Source organism: Micromonospora sp. NPDC023644, assembly GCF_040640115.1.
In the GTDB taxonomy this organism is placed as follows: Bacteria; Actinomycetota; Actinomycetes; order Mycobacteriales; family Micromonosporaceae; genus Micromonospora.
This window is the reverse complement of the sequence record NZ_JBFABA010000008.1, coordinates 81581-104094: the sequence shown is the minus strand read 5'-3', so window position 1 is coordinate 104094 and position 22514 is coordinate 81581. Positions and strand designations below refer to the sequence as shown.

The 22514-nt window shown below is 74.6% G+C and carries 18 protein-coding genes; 13 read left to right on the top strand and 5 right to left on the bottom strand.

Going from position 1 to position 22514, the window contains the following annotated elements; all coding sequences use genetic code 11:
* The first annotated feature begins 100 nt into the window (after positions 1–100).
* A complete protein-coding gene (locus AB0G08_RS09250) occupies positions 101–1090 on the top strand; it encodes a DUF4349 domain-containing protein (RefSeq protein ID WP_358085384.1) in 990 nt (329 codons plus the stop codon).
* Here AB0G08_RS09250 and AB0G08_RS09245 read toward each other — a convergent pair.
* A complete protein-coding gene (locus tag AB0G08_RS09245; protein ID WP_358085382.1) occupies positions 1047–2306 on the bottom strand; it encodes an amidohydrolase in 1260 nt (419 codons plus the stop codon). The two genes, AB0G08_RS09250 and AB0G08_RS09245, sit on opposite strands and share 44 nt — an antisense overlap.
* 771 nt (positions 2307–3077) lie before the next feature.
* A complete protein-coding gene (locus AB0G08_RS09240; RefSeq protein WP_358085380.1) occupies positions 3078–4661 on the bottom strand; it encodes a methylmalonyl-CoA mutase family protein in 1584 nt (527 codons plus the stop codon).
* 213 nt (positions 4662–4874) lie between these two features.
* Between AB0G08_RS09240 and AB0G08_RS09235 the strand changes: the two genes are divergently transcribed.
* Both AB0G08_RS09235 and AB0G08_RS09230 read left to right on the top strand, forming a co-directional pair.
* Entirely contained in the window at positions 4875–7043 is a 2169-nt protein-coding gene (locus AB0G08_RS09235; RefSeq protein ID WP_358085377.1) for a protein kinase, read from the top strand.
* A 48-nt stretch (positions 7044–7091) separates the two neighbouring features.
* A complete protein-coding gene (locus tag AB0G08_RS09230) occupies positions 7092–8816 on the top strand; it encodes a phospho-sugar mutase (RefSeq protein ID WP_358085374.1) in 1725 nt (574 codons plus the stop codon).
* Between the two features lie 161 nt (positions 8817–8977).
* Here the strand turns inward: AB0G08_RS09230 and AB0G08_RS09225 are convergent, their stop codons facing one another.
* Complete coding sequence (locus AB0G08_RS09225) at positions 8978–9655, bottom strand: GPP34 family phosphoprotein (RefSeq protein ID WP_358085372.1); 678 nt, start codon at positions 9653–9655, stop codon at positions 8978–8980.
* 65 nt (positions 9656–9720) lie between these two features.
* Complete coding sequence (gene upp, locus AB0G08_RS09220) at positions 9721–10353, bottom strand: uracil phosphoribosyltransferase (protein ID WP_089002050.1); 633 nt, start codon at positions 10351–10353, stop codon at positions 9721–9723.
* Positions 10354–10484: 131 nt separating this feature from the next.
* Between upp and deoC the strand changes: the two genes are divergently transcribed.
* The 10 genes from deoC to AB0G08_RS09170 all read left to right on the top strand — a co-directional run bounded on the left by deoC (position 10485) and on the right by AB0G08_RS09170 (position 22056).
* Positions 10485–11444, top strand: a complete 960-nt coding sequence (gene deoC, locus AB0G08_RS09215) for a deoxyribose-phosphate aldolase (RefSeq protein ID WP_358085369.1) — start codon at positions 10485–10487, stop codon at positions 11442–11444.
* A 6-nt stretch (positions 11445–11450) separates the two neighbouring features.
* Complete coding sequence (locus tag AB0G08_RS09210) at positions 11451–12881, top strand: aldehyde dehydrogenase family protein (protein ID WP_358085366.1); 1431 nt, start codon at positions 11451–11453, stop codon at positions 12879–12881.
* Entirely contained in the window at positions 12874–13713 is an 840-nt protein-coding gene (locus AB0G08_RS09205) for an aldehyde dehydrogenase family protein (protein WP_358085363.1), read from the top strand. Before AB0G08_RS09210 ends, AB0G08_RS09205 begins: the two co-directional genes overlap by 8 nt.
* A gap of 255 nt (positions 13714–13968) precedes the next feature.
* Entirely contained in the window at positions 13969–14433 is a 465-nt protein-coding gene (locus tag AB0G08_RS09200) for a BlaI/MecI/CopY family transcriptional regulator (RefSeq protein WP_358085360.1), read from the top strand.
* A 10-nt stretch (positions 14434–14443) separates the two neighbouring features.
* Positions 14444–15349: a M56 family metallopeptidase gene (locus tag AB0G08_RS09195; RefSeq protein WP_358085357.1), complete on the top strand. Its 906-nt coding sequence runs from the start codon at positions 14444–14446 to the stop codon at positions 15347–15349.
* A gap of 247 nt (positions 15350–15596) precedes the next feature.
* A complete protein-coding gene (locus tag AB0G08_RS09190; protein ID WP_358085354.1) occupies positions 15597–16847 on the top strand; it encodes a cytochrome ubiquinol oxidase subunit I in 1251 nt (416 codons plus the stop codon).
* A gap of 10 nt (positions 16848–16857) precedes the next feature.
* Positions 16858–17865: a cytochrome d ubiquinol oxidase subunit II gene (locus AB0G08_RS09185; RefSeq protein WP_358085350.1), complete on the top strand. Its 1008-nt coding sequence runs from the start codon at positions 16858–16860 to the stop codon at positions 17863–17865.
* On the top strand, positions 17862–19538 hold the full coding sequence (cydD, locus tag AB0G08_RS09180; RefSeq protein ID WP_358085347.1) for a thiol reductant ABC exporter subunit CydD: 1677 nt from the start codon (positions 17862–17864) through the stop codon (positions 19536–19538). Before AB0G08_RS09185 ends, cydD begins: the two co-directional genes overlap by 4 nt.
* Positions 19535–21304 (top strand): thiol reductant ABC exporter subunit CydC, encoded by a 1770-nt coding sequence (gene cydC, locus AB0G08_RS09175; RefSeq protein WP_358085344.1) that lies wholly within the window; start codon positions 19535–19537, stop codon positions 21302–21304. Before cydD ends, cydC begins: the two co-directional genes overlap by 4 nt.
* A gap of 92 nt (positions 21305–21396) precedes the next feature.
* Positions 21397–22056: a permease prefix domain 1-containing protein gene (locus AB0G08_RS09170; RefSeq protein ID WP_358085341.1), complete on the top strand. Its 660-nt coding sequence runs from the start codon at positions 21397–21399 to the stop codon at positions 22054–22056.
* 33 nt (positions 22057–22089) lie between these two features.
* Here the strand turns inward: AB0G08_RS09170 and AB0G08_RS09165 are convergent, their stop codons facing one another.
* Positions 22090–22431, bottom strand: coding sequence for a helix-turn-helix transcriptional regulator (locus AB0G08_RS09165; protein WP_358085338.1), 342 nt, complete (start codon positions 22429–22431; stop codon positions 22090–22092).
* Between the last annotated feature and the right edge of the window lie 83 nt (positions 22432–22514).

Sequence of the window (22514 nt, the reverse complement as noted above, 5' to 3'; positions counted from 1 at the left end):
TCGAATCGTGACGTCCTGAGCGCAGTCTGCCGGAACCGACGTGGTGACGCGTCACGTCTGAGGTATCGCCCCGCACGGGGGCGAGGACGATGGAGGCGGGATGGACGTAGGGGAACGGCGACGTCGGGGCGTACGGCTGACGGCCGCCGCGCTGGTGGCGCTGCTCGCGCTGGCGGGCTGCGGCAGCGACGCGCGCGACAACGCCGACAGCGCGCCGGCGGCGGCGCCGGCGGAGCGGAACCAGGCGGGCGGCGCGGCCGACCAGGCGGGCGGCGCGGCGGAGCGGGGCGGCGGCAAGGCCGAGCAGGGTGCCGGCGCCGGTGCGCCGGACCTGCGGGTCGACCAGCGCTCCATCATCTACACCGGCACGATGCGCGTGCAGGTGGACGATGTGGACGCGGCGGCGCGCAGCGCGATCGCCACGGTCACGGCGGCCGGCGGTTTCATCGGCGGCGACCAGCGGCGCAGCGCCGACGCGGACGCGCGGGCCGAACTGGAGCTGCGGGTACCGGCGGCGAAGTTCCACGGCGTCGTCGACGAGCTGGCGAAGCTGGGCCGGCAGCAGCGGCGGGAGATCCGCACCGAGGACGTCACCGAGCAGATGGTCGACCTGGACGCGCGGATCATCACCCAGCGCGCCCGGGTGGAGAGCGCCCGCAAGCTGCTGGCCCGGGCCACCTCGATCAGCGACCTGGTCTCGCTGGAGAACGAGTTGTCCCGCCGCGAGGCGGACCTGGCGTCGCTGGAGGCGAAGAAGGAGCGGCTGGCGGACCTGACCAGCCTGTCGACGATCACCGTGTCGCTGGTCGGCCCGGACGCGAGCACCGCCGACGAGGAGACCGAGGTCGGCTTCCTGGTGGGGCTGGAGGGTGGCTGGAAGGTCTTCCTGACCTCCATGACCATCCTGCTGACGGTGCTCGGCGCGGTGCTGCCGTGGCTGCTGGCGATCGGCGTACCGCTGACGGTGCTGCTGCTGGTGCTGCGCCGGCGGCGGCGCAGGACGCCGCCGGCGATGACGCCGGTCGGACCGGCCGCGCCGCTGCCGGCTACCGCGCCGCCGCCAGTGCCCGCAGCGCGGTCTGGACCATGAGCCGTACGCCGACCGGGATGGCCCGCTCGTCCACGTCGAACGAGGCCCGGTGCAGGTCCACGTTCGGGCCGGAGCGGCCGACGCCCAGCCGGGCGAGCGCGCCAGGGACGTACTCCAGGTACCAGGAGAAGTCCTCGCCGCCCATGCTCTGCGGGGTCTCGGCGACGCCCTCCGGCCCGAGCGTGGCGGTGGTGGCGGCGGTCAGCACCTGGATGGCCCGGGAGTCGTTGCACACCGGCGGGCGGCCCCGCAGGTACTCCAGGTCGACCGTGGCCCCGGTCGGGGCGACCACGTCCCGGACCACCTGACCCACGATCTTGGGGGCCAGTTCCCAGGTGTCGCGGTCCATCACCCGCAGGGTGCCGGAGGCGCACGCCTCGGAGGGGATGACGTTGTAACGGGTGCCGGCCGAGGCGTGGCCGAACACCAGCAGCAGCCCGCTGTTGGCCGGCACCCGGCGACTGACCAGGGCCGGCACCTCGGTGATCAGGCGGCCCAGCGCGTCGACCAGGTCGACCGTCAGGTGCGGGCGGGCGGTGTGCCCGCCGGGGCCGGTGAGCCGGACGGTGACGTTGTCGGCGGCGGCGGTGATCGGGCCGACCCGCAGGCCGATCTGCCCGACCGGCAGGTTGGGGTCGCAGTGCAGCGCGAAGATCTGCACCACGTCGTCCAGGCCGCCGGCCTCGATGACCTCCAGCGAGCCGCAGGGCAGGATCTCCTCGGCGGGCTGGAAGATCAGCCGGACCCGGCCGGGCAGCTCGCCGAGGTCGGCGAGCTGGGCCAGCAGCATGCCGACGCCGAGCATGACGGTGGTGTGCACGTCGTGACCGCAGGCGTGGCAGACGCCGTCCACCGTGGAGCGGTACGGCACGTCCTTCGAGTCGGTCAGCGGCAGGGCGTCGATGTCGGCGCGCAGCGCGACCACCGGGCCGTCGGGGCGGCCGTCGATGTCGCAGATGACCCCGTTGCCCTTCGGCAGCAGCCGCGGCCTCAGCCCGGCCAGGGTGAGCTCCCGGGCGATCAGGGCGGCCGTCTCGAACTCCTCGCCGGAGAGCTCCGGGTGCGAGTGGAGGTGGCGACGGGTGGCGATCAGCCCGGGCACCCGGAGGGCGAGCAGGTGGTCCAGCTCGAACGGCAGGGGCTGCGACCCGGAGGGCGCCTCCGGCCAGGACGACGCCAGCTGGTTGCCGGTGGGCAGCGTCAACGCACTCGTCACGTCGAATTCTCGTTCGCTAGAGATGGATGGATCATCAGGAACCGCAGACAGCCTAGACCTCCGGTGACGCTGCGCAACCTCGTTCCCGTAGTGGTCGGACCGCACAGCGTCACGTATGCCCTGCTCGGAGCGCTCGTAGATCTGCGGGACAGCAGGTAGATCCTGGTCGAACGCCGTCATCTGCCCCACACCTCCTACAACGCGTAACCGGAACGGCGGTCTCGAAATCGATGTCGATCTCGAGAGCCGTCGTTCCGAATTGTCGCATTAGTCGGTCAGGTGAACTGACACTCCGACAATTACCCGACCGAGGGCACCCGAGACGGTCACACGCTCCGTCCCGGACCAACCGCACACCGTGTGCGGCCGCGTCCACCCGGTCGGGATACCCCCGAACCTGTCCGGCACACGCCGCGGCCGGTGGGCCACGACGCGCCGCGTCGCGCGTCGAGCCCTTCCGGCGGCGTCGCCGGGGCCCGCTCCGCGCGTCTGCGCCGCCGATCGGCGGCGGAGCCTCCTCCGACTGTAGCGCTCCGCCCGCACGCCCGCGACCAGCGAAAACGCCCCGTGGACCGGGCGTTACCCGCACGTGCACCGGCCGGTTACGGGGCGGAGGCCCACCCGCAGGTGGACCGGCGGGGTCACGGCGCGGAGGCTTACCCGCAGATGGGCCGGCCGGTTGCGGCGCAGTGGGCGACAAGCCGGCGGGCCGACGCCGACGGCCGCCCGTTCCGGCGCGGCGGAGGGAACGGACGGCCGTCGGTCGGGTGATCAGAACCGGTCGGTCGGTCGGTAGAGCCCCCAGACCTGGCGCAGGGTGCCGCAGACCTCGCCCACGGTGGCGCGGGCCCGCAGCGCCTCCTTCATCGGGTAGAGCACGTTCTCCGCGCCCTCCGCGGCGGCGCGCAGCTCGGCCAGCCCCCGCTCGACCGCCCCGCCGTCCCGCTCGGCGCGCAGCCGGGCCAGCCGCTCGGCCTGCGCCGCCTCGATCGTCGGGTCGACCCGCAGCGGCTCGTACGGCTCCTCCTCGTCGATGGTGAACCGGTTGAGGCCCACCACCACCCGATCGCCGGAGTCGATCTCCTGCGCGATCCGGTACGCGGACTGCTCGATCTCCCGCTTCTGGAAGCCGGCCTCGATGGCGTCGACCGCCGAGCCGTGGTCGGCCACCCGCTCCATCAGCTCGGTCGCCGCCGCCTCGATCTCGGCGGTCATCGCCTCCACCACGTACGAGCCGGCGAACGGGTCGACGGTGGCGGTCAGGTCCGTCTCGTACGCCAGCACCTGCTGGGTACGCAGCGCCAACCGGGCCGCCTTCTCGGTCGGCAGCGCGATCGCCTCGTCGAAGCTGTTGGTGTGCAGCGACTGGGTGCCGCCGAGCACCGCGGCGAGGCCCTGCACCGCCACCCGGACCAGGTTGACCTCGGGCTGCTGGGCGGTGAGCTGCACGCCCGCGGTCTGGGTGTGGAAGCGCAGCATCATCGACTTCGGGTTCCTGGCGCCGAAGTCGTCGCGCATCAGCCGGGCCCAGATCCGGCGGGCGGCCCGGAACTTGGCCACCTCCTCCAGCAGGGTGGTGCGGGCGACGAAGAAGAACGACAGCCGGGGCGCGAAGTCGTCCACGGCCAGCCCGGCCTCCAGCGCGGCCCGGACGTACTCGACGCCGTTGGCCAGGGTGAACGCGATCTCCTGTGCGGGCGACGCGCCGGCCTCGGCCATGTGGTAGCCGGAGATGGAGATGGTGTTCCACTTCGGCACCTCCTTGCGGCAGTAGCCGAAGGTGTCGGCCACCAGCCGCAGCGAGGGCTTCGGCGGGAAGATGTACGTCCCGCGGGCGATGTACTCCTTGAGGATGTCGTTCTGGATCGTGCCGTTCAGGGCCGAGCCGGGGACGCCGTTCTCCTCGGCCACGAGCTGGTAGAGCAGGAGCAGCACCGAGCCGGGCGCGTTGATGGTCATCGAGGTGGAGACCTTGTCCAGCGGGATGCCGTCGAAGAGCAGCCGCATGTCGTCGATCGAGTCGATGGCCACCCCGACCTTGCCCACCTCGCCGTGCGCGATCGGGTCGTCGGAGTCGTAGCCCATCTGCGTCGGCAGGTCGAAGGCCACGGAGAGACCCATCGTGCCGGCCCGCAACAACTGGTGGTACCGCGCGTTGGACTCGGTGGCGGTGCCGAAGCCTGCGTACTGGCGCATGGTCCAGGGGCGGGAGGTGTACATGGTCGGGTAGACCCCGCGCGCGTACGGGAACTCGCCCGGGCCGCCGAGCCGGGAGTCCAGTTCCTCCGGAAGGTCCGCCGCCGTGTAGACGCCCTTGATCGGGAAACCGGACTCGCTTGACCGCGGTTCGCTCATTAGCGGATGGTAGGACGCGCGGCGGCGTCGGCGGGTGAGGGATACCGCACACCGGTCGACGGGTCGACGGGCATCGACGAGAGGTGAACGTTCGGATACGTACTGTCCAGTTCGGTAAACGTCCGCCGCGTCGGGTTTCGCATCGGGCGTCGGAACCAGCAAGATAGGGGGGTTGTGTCCCAGCCCCCCTCGAATTCCCCCGGTGGCTTTTCTGTGACTCAGATCCCGACGTGGAGCGGCGGACCAGTCAGTCCCCCCAACGGACGCGCGACCCCCGGCACGACCATCGGTGGCCGTTACTCGCTGCGTTCGGCGGTGGGCAACGGCGGCATGGGCACGGTGTGGCGTGCCACGGACACACTCCTGCGGCGGGACGTGGCCGTCAAGGAGGTCGTCCTGCCCCCGGGGCTGGCCCCGAGCGACCGCGACGCCATGTACGAGCGCACCCTGCGCGAGGCCCGCGCGGCGGCCGCGATCCAGCACCCGGCCGTGGTCCAGGTCTACGACGTGGTCACCGAGGGCGGCCGGCCGTGGATCGTGATGGAGCTGCTCGACGCCCGCAGCCTCGCCGACATGGTGATCGAGGACGGGCCGGTCGCGCAGCGGGTGGTCGCCAAGATCGGCATCGCGCTGCTCGGCGCGCTGGAGGTGGCGCACGCGATCGGCGTGCTGCACCGCGACGTCAAGCCGGCCAACGTGCTCATCTGCGCCGACGGGCGCTGCGTGCTGACCGACTTCGGCGTGGCGCGGATGCCCACCGACGTGCAGCTCACCACCCCCGGGATGGTGCTCGGCTCGCCGCACTTCATCTCCCCCGAGCGGGCGATGGGCCAGGAGTTCGGTCCGCCGAGCGACCTCTTCTCGCTGGGCGTCACGCTCTACACGGCGGTGGAGGGGCGGCCCCCGTTCGACAAGGGCGACCCGATCGAGACCATGCACGCCGTGGTCGAGGACCCGCCCGCCCCGCCGCAGCGCAGCGGGCCGCTGGCCCGGGTGCTGATGGGCCTGCTGGAGAAGGACCCGGCCCGCCGCCTCGACGTGCACACCGCCCGGGCCATGCTGCGCGAGCTGCTCGCCGGCCCGCTGACCAGCAACGCCGCCGCGGTGAACTCGATGACCGATCCCTACTCGGTGGTCCCGGTCCCCCGGGCGGTGCCGGCCCCGCCGGCCACCCCGGCGGAGCAGCCGAAGCCGAGCGGGCAGATCGGCGGGCGGGCGATGCTCAACCCCGGCGAGTCGCTCACCGACCGGCTGGCGGCGCTGCGCCGGGGCGAGCGGCCCGCGCAGGCCGCCCTCCCCGCCAGCCCCGCCGCGATGGACGACACCAGCGCCGACGCCCTGGCCGGACCGCTGCACACCCCCACCGGCGCGATGCCGGCGCCGAGCGGGCCCGCGCCGGCCGGCCGCACCTACGGCGGCGCCGAGGCGACCCAGCGGGTGGGGACCGGCGGGTCGGACGCCACCCAGCAGCTGCGGACCAACGCCGCCGGCCTGGTCGGTTTCAGCGGTCCGACGGAGGCGACCCAGCGGGTGGGGACCGGCATCCCCGCCTTCGGCGCCCCGTCGGAGGCCACCCAGCGGGTGAGCGCCGGATCCCCCGTCTTCGGCGCACCGCCGCCGGAGGCGACCCAGCAGCTGGGCGGGACCTACGGCGGCGGCCAGTGGTCCGTGCCGGGCACCGGGCAGGCATGGGCGACGCCGGCCACCGCGCCGGGCGCGGCCGGCTCCGGCGGTGGCTTCGCCGGTCGGGTGGGCGCCGTCGGCAACCAGGTCGTCGGCACGGTCAAGGGCTGGCCCCGCAAGATGCAGCTCGCCGCCGCCGGTGGCCTGGCCGTGCTGCTGCTGATCGGGGCGGTCGTCCTGTTCAGCGGCGGCGACGACGAGGCGCCGACCGTCCCGCAGGCCGCCCCGACCTCGCAGGCCCCGGCCGCCGGCGTGCCCGAGATGACGGAGTACGCCGGCAAGGGCGTACGGGTCAAGGTGCCGCAGGGCTGGGAGGTCAAGAGCGCCGGCGTCTGGGTGGACTACATCGACCCGGAGGACGAGGGCCGCAAGGTCCGGATCGTGGTGGAGGACTTCCGCACCACCTCCTTGCGCTGGGCGGAGGTCGCCCAGGACACCCTGAAGAACCGCTCCAAGTCCTGCGCCAAGCCGTACGCCCAGCTCGCCATGAACGAGGTGCAGTGGGTCGGCAAGTCGGCGGCCGAGTTCGAGTACACCTGCGGCGAGGGCGAGGCCAAGCGGCACGGCGTGTGGCGCGGCGTGGTCCACGAGGGCAAGGTCTACTCGTTCTACCTCACCTCGACCGACGCGAAGTTCGCCGACAGCAAGCCGATCTTCGACGAGATGGTGAAGTCGTTCCAGCTCACCGACGCCGGCTGAGCCCCGGGCTAGGCGCGGTGGTGATCCGCCGGCGTGCTATCAAGAGACATGCCGGCGGAAACCACTGACATCGACGACATTCGCGAGCGAGCGCGGCGCTGGCTCGACGACGATCCCGACCCGGCCAGCCGGGAGGAGCTGCGGGCGGTGCTCGACCGCCTGCCGGCGAGCGCCCCGGAGCTGGCCGACCGGTTCGCCGGCCCGCTGACCTTCGGCACCGCCGGGCTGCGCGGCCCGCTGCGCGCCGGCCCGAACGGGATGAACCTCGCCGTGGTCACCCAGGCCGCCGCCGGGCTGGTCGCCTGGCTCGCCGCCCAGGGCGGCTCCGGCCCGCTGGTGATCGGGTACGACGCCCGGCACGGTTCCCGCGAGTTCGCCGAGCGGACCGCCCAGGTCGCCACCGGCGCGGGACGCCCGGCGCTGCTGCTGCCCCGCCCGCTGCCCACCCCCGTGCTCGCCTACGCGGTGCGCCACCTCGGGGCGGTCGCCGGGGTGATGGTCACCGCGAGCCACAACCCGCCGCAGGACAACGGCTACAAGGTCTACCTCGGCGCGGAGCTGGGCGGCACGCTCGGCGCGGGCGCCCAGATCGTGCCGCCGGCGGACGCCGGCATCGAGGCCGCGATCCGGTCGGTCGGGCCGCTGGCCGAGGTGCCGCTCGGGCCGGCCGGGCAGGTGCTCGGCGACGACCTGGTGGTCTCCTACGTGGAGCGGGCCACCGCCGTCATCGACCAGGACGGGTCGCGCGACCTGGCGGTGGCGTACACGCCGCTGCACGGGGTGGGGGCGGCGGTGCTCACCGCGGCGTTCGCCCGGGCGGGCTTCCCCGTGCCCGGCGTGGTGCCCGAGCAGGCCGAGCCGGATCCGGCGTTCCCGACCGTCTCCTTCCCCAACCCGGAGGAGCCGGGGGCGGTGGACCGGCTGGTCGCGCTGGCCGAGGCGACCGGCGCGGACATCGCCATCGCCAACGACCCGGACGCGGACCGCTGCGCGGTGGCCGTCCGGGAGACGGGTCCGGCGGCGAGCGCGGGCGGCGCGGTCGCCGGTCCGGCCCAGCCCGACGGCAACCCGCCCGGCTGGCGGATGCTGCGCGGCGACGAGGTGGGGGTGCTGCTGGCCGACCACCTCATGCGGCGCGGCGTGACCGGCCTCTACGCCACCACGATCGTGTCGTCGTCCCTGCTGCGGGCGATGTGCGCCGCCCGGGGCCTGCCCTACGACGAGACGCTGACCGGGTTCAAGTGGATCGTACGGGCCGGCGGCGGGGCCGAGCCGCTGGTCTTCGGCTACGAGGAGGCGCTCGGCTACTGCGTCGCCCCGGAGCACGTACGCGACAAGGACGGCATCACCGCCGCGCTGACCGTGGCCGAGCTGGCCGCCGGGCTCAAGGCGCGGGGGCGCACCCTGACCGACCGGCTGGACGAGCTGGCCGCCGAGTTCGGCGTGCACCACACCGACCAGCTCTCGGTGCGGGTGGACGACCTGCGGGAGATCGCCGCCGCGATGGCCCGGATCCGGGCCGCCACCCCGACGGCGCTGCTCGGGCAGCCGGTCACCGAGGCGCAGGACCTGCTCCCCGAGGCGGACGTGGTGATCCTGCGCACCGGCACCGCCCGGGTGGTGATCCGCCCCTCGGGCACCGAACCGAAGCTCAAGGCGTACCTGGAGGTGGTGGAGCCGGTGCCGGACGGCGACGTCGCCGCGGCCCGCGCCCGCGCCACCCACGCGATCGCCGCCCTCCGCGCCGAGATGTCCACGGCCCTCGGCCTCTGACCCACCCGCCCTACCCCCGCCCCAGCCCCGCCCCCGCCACGTTGATCATGAGGTTAGCGGCACTGGAAAGCGCTTCCCGGGCCGCCAACCTCATGATCGACGGGGTGTCCGGGCGGCGGGGGCCGCAGCCGGGCGGTGGGGTGGGGTGAGGGCGGGGTGGGTCAGCGGCGGGGGCCCAGGGCGGCGTCGACCGCGCGGCCCAGGGCCGCCACGACGAGGCCGACCGAGGGGCGGACCACGGAGTCGTCCAGGCTGACGGTGCCGGAGAAGCCGGCGCCGCCGGCGATCTCCTCCAGCCGCTGCCGGGCCGCCCGGGCCGCGTCACCGGTCAGGCCGAGCGCCGGCTCCATCCGCAGGACCGCGACCAGGGTCGCCAGGGCGGCGGTCCGCTCGTCGGGCAGTTCACCGCTGGCGAGTGCCTCGGCGAGCCGACGCCGGGCGTCCGCCTCGACGGCGGGGTCCACCGTCGGGTAGCGGTGCACGTGGATGAAGCCCAGCTCGGTCTCGTCGACGTCGCGCACCACGCCCTGGGCGCACAGGTCGCCGAGGATCCGGTCGCGCAGGCCGTGGCGCAGCCGCTGCACCCAGGACGAGGGGCTGTGCGGCGTGTCGGCGGCCATGCGGGCGAGGACCCCGTCCACGAGCGGCTCGCCGGTGGGCGTCGGGTCGACCACCGCCAGGGACCCCTCGGAGTACACGATCCGCCCGGCCAGGGCCAGTTCGATCAGCACCGCGGCGGCCATCCCCAGGTCGAGGCTGATCCGCGGCATGGTCGCCTTGCCGGTCTCGTCGTCGTACGCGAGGAGAAGCAGCTCTTCGGCGAGCGCAACACCAGTCATGGCCCGGAACGGTAGCGGCTGCGCGCATCTCGCGCACGGACTCGCGCGCAGCCGCGCGGCAGACCTCAGAAGCGGGGCATCCCACCGAACTGGCGGTCGCCGGCGTCACCGAGCCCCGGCACGATGAACATCCGGTCGTTGAGCCCCTCGTCGATCGAGGCGGTGACCAGGCGCAGCGGCAGGCCCGAGCGCTCCAGCCGCTCGATGCCGACGGGCGCGGCGAGCACGCAGAGCACGGTGATGTCGGTGCAGCCACGGTCGGCCAGCAGCCGGCAGCAGTGCTCCAGCGAGCCGCCGGTGGCGAGCATCGGGTCGAGCACCAGCACCGGCAGGCCGCTCAGGTCCCGCGGCAGCGACTCCATGTAGGCGCGCGGCTCGTACGTCTCCTCGTCCCGGGCCAGGCCGACGAAGCCCATCGAGGACTCCGGCAGCAGGCCGAGGGCGGCGTCGGCCATGCCCAGGCCGGCCCGCAGCACCGGCACGAGCAGCGGCGGGTTGGCCAGCCGGGTGCCCTCGGTGCCGGTGACGGGGGTCTGCACCGGGTACTTCTCGACGGGGAAGGAGCGCGCGGCCTCGTACACCAGCATGGTGGTGAGTTCGTGCAGCGCCGCCCGGAACGAGGAGGAGTCGGTGCGCGCGTCCCGCATGGCGGTCAGCCGCGACTGGGCGAGCGGATGGTCAATGACGTGTACGTCCACGATCGCTCAACCTACCGGTCCGGCCGTCCGGGCACTGCGGGTGCGCCCGGAGCAGCGACCCCGCTCACCACCGCACGCCGACCGGGCGGTGACCAAGATCACTGCCCGGTCGGATGCGTAGACTTCGGGGCATGACGGCGACAGCGACGTCGGCCCGGTCGGAGCTCTCCGAGTTGGGACGATCCGAGACCGCTCTGCGGACCTTCCTGCACGGCCTGCCGGGCGTGGACCAGGTCGGCGCGGAGCAGCGGGCGGCACAGCTCGGCACCCGCTCCATCAAGACCACCGCCAAGGCCCAGGCCATCGACCTGGCGATCCGGATGGTCGACCTGACCACGCTGGAGGGGGCGGACACCCCGGGCAAGGTGCGGGCGCTCGCGGCCAAGGCGCTGCGCCCCGACCCGGCCGACCCGTCCTGCCCGCACGTCGGCGCGGTCTGCGTCTACCCCTCGATGGTCCCGCACGTGGCCGAGGTGCTGCGCGGCAGCGGCGTGCACCTGGCCAGCGTGGCGACCGCCTTCCCGTCGGGCCAGGCGCCGCTGGAGGTCAAGCTCGCCGACACCCGGGCCGCCGTGGCGGCCGGCGCCGACGAGATCGACATGGTGATCAACCGGGGCGCGTTCCTGGCCGGCCGCTACTGCGAGGTCTACGACGAGATCGTGGCCACCAAGGAGGCCTGCGGGGACGCCCACCTCAAGGTCATCCTGGAGACCGGCGAGCTGGCCACGTACGACAACGTGCGACGCGCCTCCTGGCTGGCGATGCTGGCCGGCGGCGACTTCATCAAGACCTCCACCGGCAAGGTCCCGGTCGCGGCCACCCTGCCGGTGACCCTGGTGATGCTGGAGGCGGTCCGCGACTTCCGGGCCGCCACGGGCCGGCAGGTCGGCGTGAAGCCGGCCGGCGGCATCAAGACCACCAAGGACGCCATCAAGTACCTGGTGATGGTCAACGAGACCGTCGGCGCGGACTGGCTGGACCCGGCCTGGTTCCGCTTCGGCGCCTCCAGCCTGCTCAACGACCTGCTCATGCAGCGCACCAAGCTGACGACCGGCGCCTACTCCGGTCCCGACTACTTCACCCTGGACTGAGAGCCGATGTTCGAATACGCACCCGCCCCCGAGTCCCGCTCGGTGGTGGACCTCAAAGCCTCCTACGGGCTCTTCGTCGACGGTGAGTTCGTCGATCCCGCCGACGGCGGCACGTTCAAGACGGTCAACCCGGCCTCCGAGGAGGTCCTCGCCGAGGTCGCCGAGGCCGGCGCGCAGGACGTGGACCGCGCCGTCCGCGCCGCCCGCCAGGCCTACGAAAAGGTCTGGGGCCCGATGGCGGGCCGGGACCGGGCGAAGTACCTCTTCCGGATCGCCCGGATCATCCAGGAGCGCTCCCGCGAGCTGGCCGTGCTGGAGTCGCTGGACAACGGCAAGCCGATCAGGGAGTCCCGCGATGTCGACCTGCCCCTGGTCGCCGGCCACTTCTTCTACTACGCCGGCTGGGCCGACAAGCTCCCGTACGCCGGCTTCGGGCCGGACCCGCGGCCGGTCGGCGTCGCGGCGCAGGTCATCCCGTGGAACTTCCCGCTGCTGATGCTGGCCTGGAAGATCGCCCCGGCGCTGGCCGCCGGCAACACGGTGGTGCTGAAGCCGGCCGAGACGACCCCGCTGACCGCGCTGCTCTTCGCCGAGATCTGCCAGCAGGCCGACCTGCCGGCCGGCGTGGTCAACATCGTCACGGGCGCCGGCGACACCGGTCGCGCGCTGGTCGAGCACCCGGGCGTGGACAAGGTCGCCTTCACCGGTTCGACCGAGGTGGGCCGCGCCATCGCCCGCGCCGTGGCCGGCACCCGCAAGAAGCTCACCCTGGAGCTGGGCGGCAAGGCGGCCAACGTCGTCTTCGACGACGCCCCCGTCGACCAGGCGGTCGAAGGCATCGTCAACGGGATCTTCTTCAACCAGGGGCACGTCTGCTGCGCCGGCTCCCGCCTGCTGGTCCAGGAGAACGTCGCCGACCGGGTGCTGGAGTCGCTCAAGCGGCGGATGGCCCAGCTGCGCGTCGGCGACCCGCTGGACAAGAACACCGACATCGGCGCGATCAACTCGGCCGCGCAGCTGGCGCGGATCCGGGAGCTGTCCGACGCCGGGTCCGCCGAGGGCGCCGAGCGCTGGTCGCCGCCGTGCGAGCTGCCGGAGCGCGGCTTCTGGTTCGCGCCGACGATCTTCACCGGGGTCACCCAGGCGCACCGGATCGCCCGCGAGGAGATCTTCGGCCCGGTGCTGTCCGTGCTGACGTTCCGCACCCCGGCCGAGGCCGTCGAGAAGGCCAACAACACGCCGTACGGGCTGTCGGCCGGGATCTGGACCGACAAGGGCTCCCGGATCCTGTGGATGGCCGACCGGCTGCGTGCCGGCGTGGTCTGGGCCAACACGTTCAACAAGTTCGACCCCACCTCGCCGTTCGGCGGCTACAAGGAGTCGGGCTACGGTCGCGAGGGCGGCCGGCACGGGCTGGAGGGCTACCTCAATGTCTGAGCGGGTCGCGGTACGCAAGACGTACAAGCTCTTCATCGGCGGGAAGTTCCCGCGCAGCGAGTCGGGACGGTCGTATCTCGTGCAAAGCGGCAACGGTGACGCAGTGAATGTGTCTCTTGCTTCTCGGAAGGACGCGCGGGACGCCGTCGTCGCCGCCCGCGCCGCCGTGAAGGGCTGGGCCGGTGCGACGGCGTACAACCGGGGTCAGATCCTCTACCGGGTCGCCGAGATGCTGGAGGGCCGGCGCGAGCAGTTCGTCGCCCTCGGCGTGCCCGGCGACGAGGTCGACGCGGCCGTGGACCGCTGGGTCTGGTACGCCGGCTGGTCCGACAAGCTCCCCCAGGTGTACGGCGGCGCCAACCCGGTCGCCGGGCCGTACTTCAACCTGTCGGCGCCCGAGCCGACCGGCGTGGTGGCCGTGGTCGCCCCCGAGTCCCCGGCGCTGCTCGGCCTGGTCAGCGTGATCGCCCCGGCGATCGTCACCGGCAACACCGTGGTGGTGGCGACCTCGCCGACGCAGCCCCTGGCGGCGGTGACCCTGGCCGAGGTGCTCGCCACCTCCGACCTGCCCGGCGGCGTGGTCAACCTGCTCACCGGGCGGATCACCGAGACCGTGCCGGCGCTGGCCGCCCACATGGACGTCAACGCCATCGACCTGACCGGGGTGGCCGACGCCGAGCTGGCGACGGAGCTGGAGATCAAGGCGGCGCAGAACCTCAAGCGGGTGCTCCGGCCGGCCCCGGCCGACCACGACTGGTCCGCCGACCCGGGCATCACCCGGATGACCACGCTGCTGGAGACGAAGACGGTCTGGCACCCCAAGGGGGTGTGACGGGTCCCTGTCCTGGGGTTTTCCGGGGGAGCCCCGCCCGCTCCGGGCGGTCAGGCTTGATCCCTGCGCGGGCGGGGCTCCCCCGGAAAACCGATCGGGGACAGGTTCGTGGCAGGGCTCAGCTCAGGTGTGCCGCCTCGGGTGGGCTCAGCTCTGGGCGCTTCCTCGGGTGGGCTCAGCTCCGGGGTGCTGCCGTGGGTGGCTGCGGTGGTGTGCGGGGCGGGGCGGGTCTACTACCGGGGGTAGGATTGCGGCGTGACTCGGCTTGGTGATCTCGAACGTGCGGTGATGGACGTCTTGTGGGACTCGGTCCCGGGCACGTCGGACGGGATCACCGTGCGCGAGGTGGCCGACGCGCTGGACGGCCGCGAGCTGGCGTACACGACGGTGATGACCGTGCTGGACCGGCTCGCCGGCAAGGGCATGGTGCAGCGCCAGCGGGAGGGGCGGGCCTGGCGTTACCGGGCCGCCGCCAGCCGCGAGGCGCACATCGCCCGGCTCATGCTCGACGCCCTCGACCTCGGCGGCAGCCGGGACGCCGCGCTGGTGCGCTTCGCCCGCTCGGTGACCGGCACCGAGGCCGAGGTGCTGCGCGCCGCCCTCGGGGCCGAGGCCGCAGCGACCGGGCACGACGGGGACGCGCTGACCGACCGGGTCGAGGCGCCGACGGTCGACGGGGTCGGCCGCCCGCCCCGGGCCGACAAGGCAGCGGACCGGTAGGGCGGCGGTCGTGGCGTACGCCCTGCACTTCGCCGCGTCGATGCTGGCCTGCTGGCTGACCGCGCAGGTGCTGGCCCGCTCCACCTGGACGTGGCGCAGCCCCCGCGTCGCGATCGTCTGCTGGCAGGCGGTCGGGCTCGCCCTCGGGCTCTCCGCCATGGGCGTGCCGATGGCGCTGGGCCTGGGCGCCTACGACCGCCCGACCGGCAGCGCGCTGGTCGCCCTCGCCACCGACCTCGCCCACGGCACCCTGCCCGTCGGGCTGGGGGCGCCGCACCTGGCCGCCGTCGGGGTGGGCTTCGGCATCGGCGCGGTCCTGCTGACCACGACGGTCCGCAGCGTCCACGGCACCGTACGCGCCCAGCGCCGGCACCGGGACCTGCTCGCCCTGGTCGCCCGCCGGGACCCGACGGTGCCCGGGGCGCTGGTGCTCGACCACCCGAGCGCGGCGGCGTACTGCCTGCCCGGGATGAAGCCCCGGGTGGTGGTCAGCGCGGGCACCCTCGACCTGCTGGACCGCGCCGAACTGGCGGCCGTGCTCGCCCACGAGCGGGCGCACGCCCAGGAGCGGCACGACCTGGTGCTGCTGCCGTTCACCGCGCTCAGCCGGGCGCTGCCCTGGTTCGCCTGGGTGCGCGAGGCGCACGAGCGGGTCGCCCTGCTCGTCGAGATGCGGGCCGACGACAAGGCCCGCGAGGCGCACGCCGACGCCCCGCTGGCCGGTGCGCTGCGCCGGTTCGCCGCGGCCGGCAACCGGATCACCCCGGCCGGCACCCTCGGGCTGGGCGACCGGGACCTCGACGTACGGGTGCAGCGACTCCTGGTCGCCGACCGGCCGCCCCGGCTGCTCGGCGGTGCCGCGCTGGTCGTGGCGACCAACGTGGCAGCCCTGCCGGTCTCCCTCTTCCTGAGCTGACCCGGGCGGCCCCTGCCCCGGCCCCCGCTCCCCCGCCCGGCCGCTCTCCCGAGTTACCGCTGCGTGGATCGCGTCCGGCCATGCTGGCAGCCAGGCCCGCCCGGCGACGCGACCCGCCCGTCGCCCCTCCCCCACGACTACTACGATTCGTCGTAGCATCCTCTACGACGGGCCATAGTAGATATGTGTAGGTAATCTACGTGTAGGCTCGCTACGACAAGTGAGCCAACCGTACGGAGAGCCGGCCATGGACACCCTGCTCCTCGCCCGCCTGCAGTTCGCCACCACCACGTCGATCCACTTCCTCTTCGTGGCGGTGACCCTCGGCCTGGTGACCCTGCTGGTCTATCTCCAGACCGCCTGGGTGATCACGAACAAGCCGGTCTACGAGCGGCTGACCCGGTTCTGGGGCCAGCTCTACGTGATCAACTACGTGCTCGGCATCGCCACCGGCATCGTGATGGAGTTCCAGTTCGGGCTGAACTGGAGCGGGCTGTCGCGCTACGTCGGCAACGTCTTCGGGGCGCCGCTCGCCATCGAGACGCTCGTCGCCTTCTTCCTGGAGTCGACGTTCCTCGGCATGTGGATCTTCGGCTGGCACCGGCTGCGTCGGGGCGTCCACCTCGCCCTGCTCTGGGGCGTCGCGATCACCGCGTACGCCTCGGCGTTCTGGATCATGGTGGCGAACTCCTGGCTGCAGAACCCGGTCGGCTACGAGGTCCGCGACGGGGTCGCCCACCTCACCGACTTCTCCGCGCTGCTGGACAACCCCACCCTGCGCATGGCCCTCGGGCACGTCGTCACGGCGGCGCTGCTGGTCGGCGGGATGCTGATGGCGGCGGTCAGCGCCTGGCACCTGCTCCGGCGCACCCCCGACTTCGCGCTGCACCGCAAGGGGCTGCGGATCGGGCTGGTCACCTCGGCGGTGGCGATCTTCTTCGTGCAGGCCTTCGGCTTCGCCCAGTTCTTCGCGATCGGGGACGTGCAACCCACCAAGTTCGGCGACGACCCCGCCGCCGCGCCGCTGATCGCCGACTGGACCGCCCGGTTCGGCCCCGGTGACTACACCCCGCCGGCCCTCGCCAACGTCGGCCTCGGATTCATGATCCTGATCGGTTTCACCCTCGGCATGCTCTGGCTGATGCTCCCGCTGCTCTGGCGCGACTGGATCATCCGGCTGCGCGTCCCGCTGCGGATCCTCCTGTTCGCCCTGCCGCTGCCGTTCGTCGCGCTCATCCTCGGCTGGATCGCCCGCGAGGTCGGCCGTCAGCCCTGGGCCGCGTACGGGCTGCTGCCCGTGGAGAAGGCGGTGTCGCCGGTCAGCCCCTGGCTGATGCTCACCTCGCTGATCGGCTTCAGCCTGCTGCTCGGCGCCCTCGCCGTCACCAACTGGGTGCTGCTGGCGCGGCACGCCGCCCGGGGCGCGCACGACCCGGCCCTGGGCCGGCAACCGGACCAGCCTCCGGCCGACCCCCACCCCGAGCCCGCCTTCGCCTGAGGAGACGACCGTGGAACTCGCCTGGTACGCCCTGCTCGGCCTCTTCTTCGCCGTCTACCTGGTGCTCGGCGGCTACGACTACGGCGTCGGCCTGCTGCTCGCCCGGCACACCGACCCCGCCCGCCGCCGCGCCGCGCTCAACGCGGTCGGCCCGTTCTTCCTCGGCAACGAGGTCTGGCTGGTGGCCGCCGTCGGCATCCTCTTCGGCGCCTTCCCCGTGCTGGAGGGCGAACTGCTCGCCGGCTTCTACCCGGCGGTGCTCGGCGCGTTGACCGGGGTCGTCCTGGTGACCGCCGGCGTGCAGCTGCGCAGCCGCCCCGACGGGCAGCGCGCCCGCGCCTGGTGGGACCGGGTCGTGGTCGTCGGCAGCGTGCTCGCCGCGCTCGGCTGGGGGGCCGTGCTGGCCGGGCTGCTCCAGGGCGTACCGCTGCACGCCGACGGCCACGTCGCCGGGGTGACCCATCTCTTCACCCCGTTCGTGGCCGCCGCCGGGCTCGCCGTCGTCGCGCTGGTCGCGCTGCACGGTGCGACCTTCCTCACGCTGCGGCTGCCCGCCGCCGACGCCGCGCCGGTCGGGCGACTGGCCGCCCGGCTCGTCCCGGTGGCGCTGGCCACCGTCGGCGCGGCCGCCGTCCTCGGCCTGCTCTCCGCCGACGTACGCGCCGCCGCACGGCAGCCGGTGGTGGGCGTACTGCTGCTGTCGTTGCTGGTCGCGGCGCTGCTGGGGGCCCGGGTGGCGCTCGCCCGGCGGCGGCCGGGGCTGGCCTTCGCCGCCACCTGCGCCGCCCTGGCGCTGCCGGTGGCGCTGGCCGGCGCGACCATCTGGCCCTACGCGCTGGTCTCCACGGTCGACCCGGGGGCGTCGCTGACCGTGGCCGACGCGGCGGCGAGCGCCCCCACGCTGCGGCTGCTGGGCTGGCTGACGCTGCCGCTCCTGCCGGCCCTACTAGGCTTTCAGGCGATGTGCTGGTGGGTGTTCCGGGGACGGACCGACGGCAGGGCACCGGTGTACTGGTGAACCGCCGTCCCTTCGACCCGCGTCTGCTGCGCCGGGTCCCGGGGGCCCGGCGCGACCTTGCCGTGCTCGCGCTGCTCGGCGTGCTGGCCGCGGGGCTGGTCGTCGCGCAGGCCACGGCGCTGGCCGCGCTGCTGGCGACCGCGTTCGAAGGGCGGCTGGACCGGCCGGCGCTGGCCGGCTTCGCCGCCGCGGTGGCGGCCCGCTCGCTGCTGGTCTGGGCGCAGGGCACGGTGTCCGCGCGGGTCGCGGCGACGGTCAAGGCGGCGCTGCGGGCGGACCTGCTCGCGGCGGTCGGGCGGCACGGCCCCGGCTGGGTCGCCGGCCAGCGCGCCGGGCAGCTCGCCACGCTGACCGGGCGCGGGCTGGACGCGCTGGACGCCTACTTCACCGGCTACCTGCCGCAGCTGGTGCTCAGCGTCACCGTGCCGCTCGCCGTGCTGGCCCGGATCTTCGTCGCCGACTGGAGCTCGGCGCTGATCATCGCGGTCACCCTGCCGCTGATCCCGATCTTCGGCGCGCTGCTCGGCTGGCAGGCGCAGGCCGCCACCGAGCGGCAGTGGCGGCGGCTCTCCCTGCTCGGCGGGCACTTCCTCGACATGGTCGCCGGGCTGCCCACGCTGCGCGCGTTCGGCCGGGCCCGGGCGCAGACCGAGGTGGTCCGCAGGATGGCCGACGGCCACCGGGTCGCGACCATGAAGACGCTGCGGATCGCGTTCCTGTCCGCCCTGGTGCTGGAGCTGGTGGCCACCCTCTCGGTGGCGCTGGTCGCCGTGCCGGTCGGCGTGCGGCTGCTCGGCGGCGGGCTGACCCTCCAGACCGCGCTGCTGGTGCTGCTGCTCACCCCGGAGGCGTACCTGCCGCTGCGGGCGGCCGGCGCCCGGTTCCACGCCAGCATGGAGGGGCTCACCGCGCTGGACGAGGCGCTCACCCTGTCGGCCGCCGCCCCCGCGCCGACGCGCGGCGAGGGTGCGACCGTCCCCGACGGCCGCGGCGAGATCCGATTCGAGGCGGTGACCGTGGCGTACGAGCGGACCACCGCCCTGCGCGACGTCACGCTGACCATCCGGCCAGGCGAGCGCGTCGCCGTGATCGGGCCGAGCGGCGCCGGCAAGAGCACCCTGCTCGGCCTGCTGCTCGGCTTCGTCACCCCGACCGCCGGCCGGGTCACCGTGGGCGGGGTGGACCTGGCCGACGCCGACGCCGACGGCTGGCGGCGCCAGGTGGCCTGGGTGCCGCAGCGGGCCCACCTCTTCGCCGCCTCGCTGGCCGACAACATCCGGCTCGGCGCCCCCGACACCCCGGACGCCGCGCTCGCCCCGGCGGTCCACGACGCCGCCCTGGACGACGTGATCACCGGGCTGCCCGACGGCCTCGCCACCGTCCTCGGCGAGCGCGGGCACGGCCTGTCCAGCGGGCAGCGGCAGCGGGTCGCGCTGGCCCGCGCGTTTTTGCGGGACGCGCCCGTGGTGCTGCTCGACGAGCCGACCGCCCGACTCGACACCGCCGCCGAGGCGGTCGTCCTCGACGCCACCCGCCGGCTGGTGGCCGGGCGGACGGCCCTGCTGGTGGCGCACCGGCCGGCGCTGCTCGCCGACGCGGACCGGATCCTGCGGATCGAGGACGGCCGGGTCACGGAGCTGACGCCCACGGCGGCCGGGGAGGCGACCCGATGACCGACGAGCCTTCGTCGTCCGGCCCCCGGGCCGGCTCCGCCGAGCGGGCCGTGCTGCGGCTGGCCCGGCCGTACCTGAACCGGCTGCTCGGGGCGGGGCTGCTCGCCGCCGCCACCGAGTTCGCCGGCCTCGCCCTGATGGCCACCGCCACCTGGCTGCTGATGAGCGCCGCCGGCCGCCCCCCGCTGGACCGCCTCACCGTGGCGATCGTGGCGGTCCGCGCGCTGGCGATCAGCCGGGGCGTGCTCCGCTACACCGAACGGCTCGCCGGGCACGACGCCGTGCTGCGGCTGATCACCGACGTCCGGGCCCGGGTCTTCGGCACCCTCGCCGCCCGCCCGACGGCGCGGCAGCGCTCCGGCGACGCGCTGAGCCGCCTCGTCTCCGACGTGGAGGCGGTCCAGGACCTGCTGCTGCGGGTGCTGGTGCCGGCCTCGGCGGCGGCGCTGGTCAGCGTGCTCGCGGTCGGCGGGGCGGCGCTGATGTCGCCGGCCGCCGCCGGGGTGCTCGCGGTCGGGCTGCTGGTCGCCGGGGTCGCGCTGCCCGCACTCGCCACCGCGCTGACCCGGCGCGCCGCCGCCGAGCTGGCGCCGCTGCGCGGCGCCCTCGCCACCGACGCAGTCGACCTCACCCACGGCGCCGCCGACCTGGCCGCCTTCGGGGCCACCGGGCACGCGCTGGAGGCGGCCGGGGCCCGGACCCGGCGGCTGGCCCGGTTGGAGCGGCGGCTCGCCGCCACCGGCTTCGCGGTCGACGCCGCCGGGGTGCTGGTGGCCGGGCTGACCGCCGGCGCGGTGGTGCTCGCCGCGCTCGCCGACGGCGTGGACGGGGTGCTGGTCGGCGTCCTGGCGGTCGGCACGCTCGCCGCCGTGGAGATCGCGCTGGCGCTGGTCGGGGCCGCCCGGCAGTGGACCCAGCTGCGGACCGGCCTGACCCGGGTCGCCGCCCTGCTGGACGCCCCGGCCGGTCCGGCCGCGCCCGACGGCGCACCGGTCGGCCCCGGGCCGTACGACGTGCGGTTCGAGGAGGTCACCGTCCGGTACCGGGAGGGTGCCCCGCCCGCCCTGGACGGGTTCAGCCTGGAGCTGCCGCCCGGCCGCCGGGTGGCGGTGGTCGGGCCCAGCGGCGCCGGCAAGAGCACCCTGGCCGCCGTCCTCACCGGCGCGGTGCGCCCCGCGCACGGGCGGATCACCCTGGACGGGCGGGAGCTGTCGGCGTACCGGGCCGACGACCTGCCGCGCGCCGTCGGGGGGCTGCTCGCCGAGGCGTACGTCTTCCACGCCTCGGTGCGGGAGAACCTGCTGCTGGGGCGGCCCGACGCCGACGAGGAACAGCTGGCGGCGGCGACCGCGGCGGCCGGGCTGCTGGACTGGGTACGCGAGCAGCCCGACGGCTGGGACACCGTGGTCGGCGAGGAGGGCGGCCAGCTCTCCGGGGGCCAGCGGCAGCGGCTCGCGCTGGCCCGGGCGCTGCTCGCGGCGCCGGGTGTGCTGGTGCTCGACGAGCCGACCGAAGGGCTCGACCCCGCCGCCGCCGACGCGGTGCTCGCCTCCGCGCTGGCGGCCACCCCGGCCGGGCACTCCGTGCTGCTGATCAGCCACCGGCTCAGCGGGCTCGCCGAGCTGGACGAGATCGTGGTCCTGGACGCCGGGCGGGTGGCCCAGCGCGGCCGGCACGCCGAGCTGGTCGCCGCCCCCGGCTGGTATCGGGACCAGTGGCTGATCCAGGAGGCGGCCGAACGCGGGTACCTGGCCCTGCGCCCCTGACCTGCGTCCGACCTCCCCCCGCCCGCCAGTTCCGGGTCGGGCCAGGGTTCTCCCCGACGACGCCCGGCGGCGGCCCGTGACAGGGTGGGGCCATGCGGGGCGAGGACGACGCGACGACGGTGGAGGAACGGCTGCGGGAGCTGGGCGCGCACCTGCGGGGGCCGCGCCGGCTGAAGTCGGACCTGCTGACCGAGGCGCGGCACGGGCTGCTGGACGCCGTCGACGCGTACCGGGAGGAGGGGCTGCCGGCGACGGAGGCGCAGCGCCGGGCGGTGGCCGAGTTCGGCTCGCCGGCGCAGCTCGCCCCGGCCTACCAGGCGGAGCTGGCGGCGGGTGCGCTGCGCGGGCTGTCGCTACGGGTCATCGCGCTCGCCACGGTCGCGTTCGTCGCCGGCGACCTCACCTGGCAGGGGTCGAGCTGGGGCGGTTCCCCGCCGCCGGCCGCCTATCAGCTGCTGTCGGCGTCAGTGGGCTGGATCTGGGCGGCGGCGTTCGTGCTGGCCGCGATCGGGCTGCTGCGGGCCGGCCGGTCGGCGCTGCGCGGCGGTGCCGCCGACCGGGCGGTGGGGGCGGCCCTCACCGGGGTCCTCGCCCTCGGCGTGCTGGCCGGCTCGGCCCTCTTCGCGTGGTCGGTCGGCCTCTGGGACGCCGCGCTCACCTGGCCCCCCATGATCATCGGCGCGGTGGTGGCCACCGCCGGATATCTCTGGCTCGGCCGGGCCGCCCGCACCTGGCTGCTCGCCGCCCGCTGAGCTCCGGGTCAGGCCGGCGCGGCCGGTCCCCGGTCAGGCCGGCGCGGCCGGCGGGGTGTCGGTGTCGAGGAACCGGCCGACGGTGGAGCGGAACTCGTGCCACCCCGACCGTTCGCCGGCCAGGGCCCGCCGGCCCTCGTCGGTGAGTTGGTACGTCCGCCGCTCCCGACCGTTGACGGTGCTCCAGGTGCTGGCCACGTGGCCGGCCCGCTCCAGCCGGCGCAGCGCCGGGTAGACGGTGCCGGTCGGCAGGTCGAGCTGGCCGTCGCTGCGGTTGCGCAGCGCCTCGATGATCGCGTAGCCGTGCAGCGAACCCTGCTCGAGCACCGCGAGCAGCAGCGCGTCGAGGTGGCCGTGCAGCGCCTGGGCCTTCATGTGTAGCAACGCTACTTGTCGGCGGCCCGGTCCGCCACCGGGGTGCGGGCACCGGTCTCCCGGAGACGCCCACTAGGGTATGT

Coding starts and splice junctions, on each gene's coding strand:
- AB0G08_RS09250 (WP_358085384.1), top strand. CDS start 101: ATGGACGTAGGGGAACGGCGACGTCGGGGCGTACGGCTGACGGCCGCC.
- AB0G08_RS09240 (WP_358085380.1), bottom strand. CDS start 4,661: ATGAGCGAACCGCGGTCAAGCGAGTCCGGTTTCCCGATCAAGGGCGTC.
- AB0G08_RS09230 (WP_358085374.1), top strand. CDS start 7,092: ATGCCGGCGGAAACCACTGACATCGACGACATTCGCGAGCGAGCGCGG.
- AB0G08_RS09225 (WP_358085372.1), bottom strand. CDS start 9,655: ATGACTGGTGTTGCGCTCGCCGAAGAGCTGCTTCTCCTCGCGTACGAC.
- deoC (WP_358085369.1), top strand. CDS start 10,485: ATGACGGCGACAGCGACGTCGGCCCGGTCGGAGCTCTCCGAGTTGGGA.
- AB0G08_RS09210 (WP_358085366.1), top strand. CDS start 11,451: ATGTTCGAATACGCACCCGCCCCCGAGTCCCGCTCGGTGGTGGACCTC.
- AB0G08_RS09205 (WP_358085363.1), top strand. CDS start 12,874: ATGTCTGAGCGGGTCGCGGTACGCAAGACGTACAAGCTCTTCATCGGC.
- AB0G08_RS09190 (WP_358085354.1), top strand. CDS start 15,597: ATGGACACCCTGCTCCTCGCCCGCCTGCAGTTCGCCACCACCACGTCG.
- cydC (WP_358085344.1), top strand. CDS start 19,535: ATGACCGACGAGCCTTCGTCGTCCGGCCCCCGGGCCGGCTCCGCCGAG.
- AB0G08_RS09170 (WP_358085341.1), top strand. CDS start 21,397: ATGCGGGGCGAGGACGACGCGACGACGGTGGAGGAACGGCTGCGGGAG.
- AB0G08_RS09165 (WP_358085338.1), bottom strand. CDS start 22,431: ATGAAGGCCCAGGCGCTGCACGGCCACCTCGACGCGCTGCTGCTCGCG.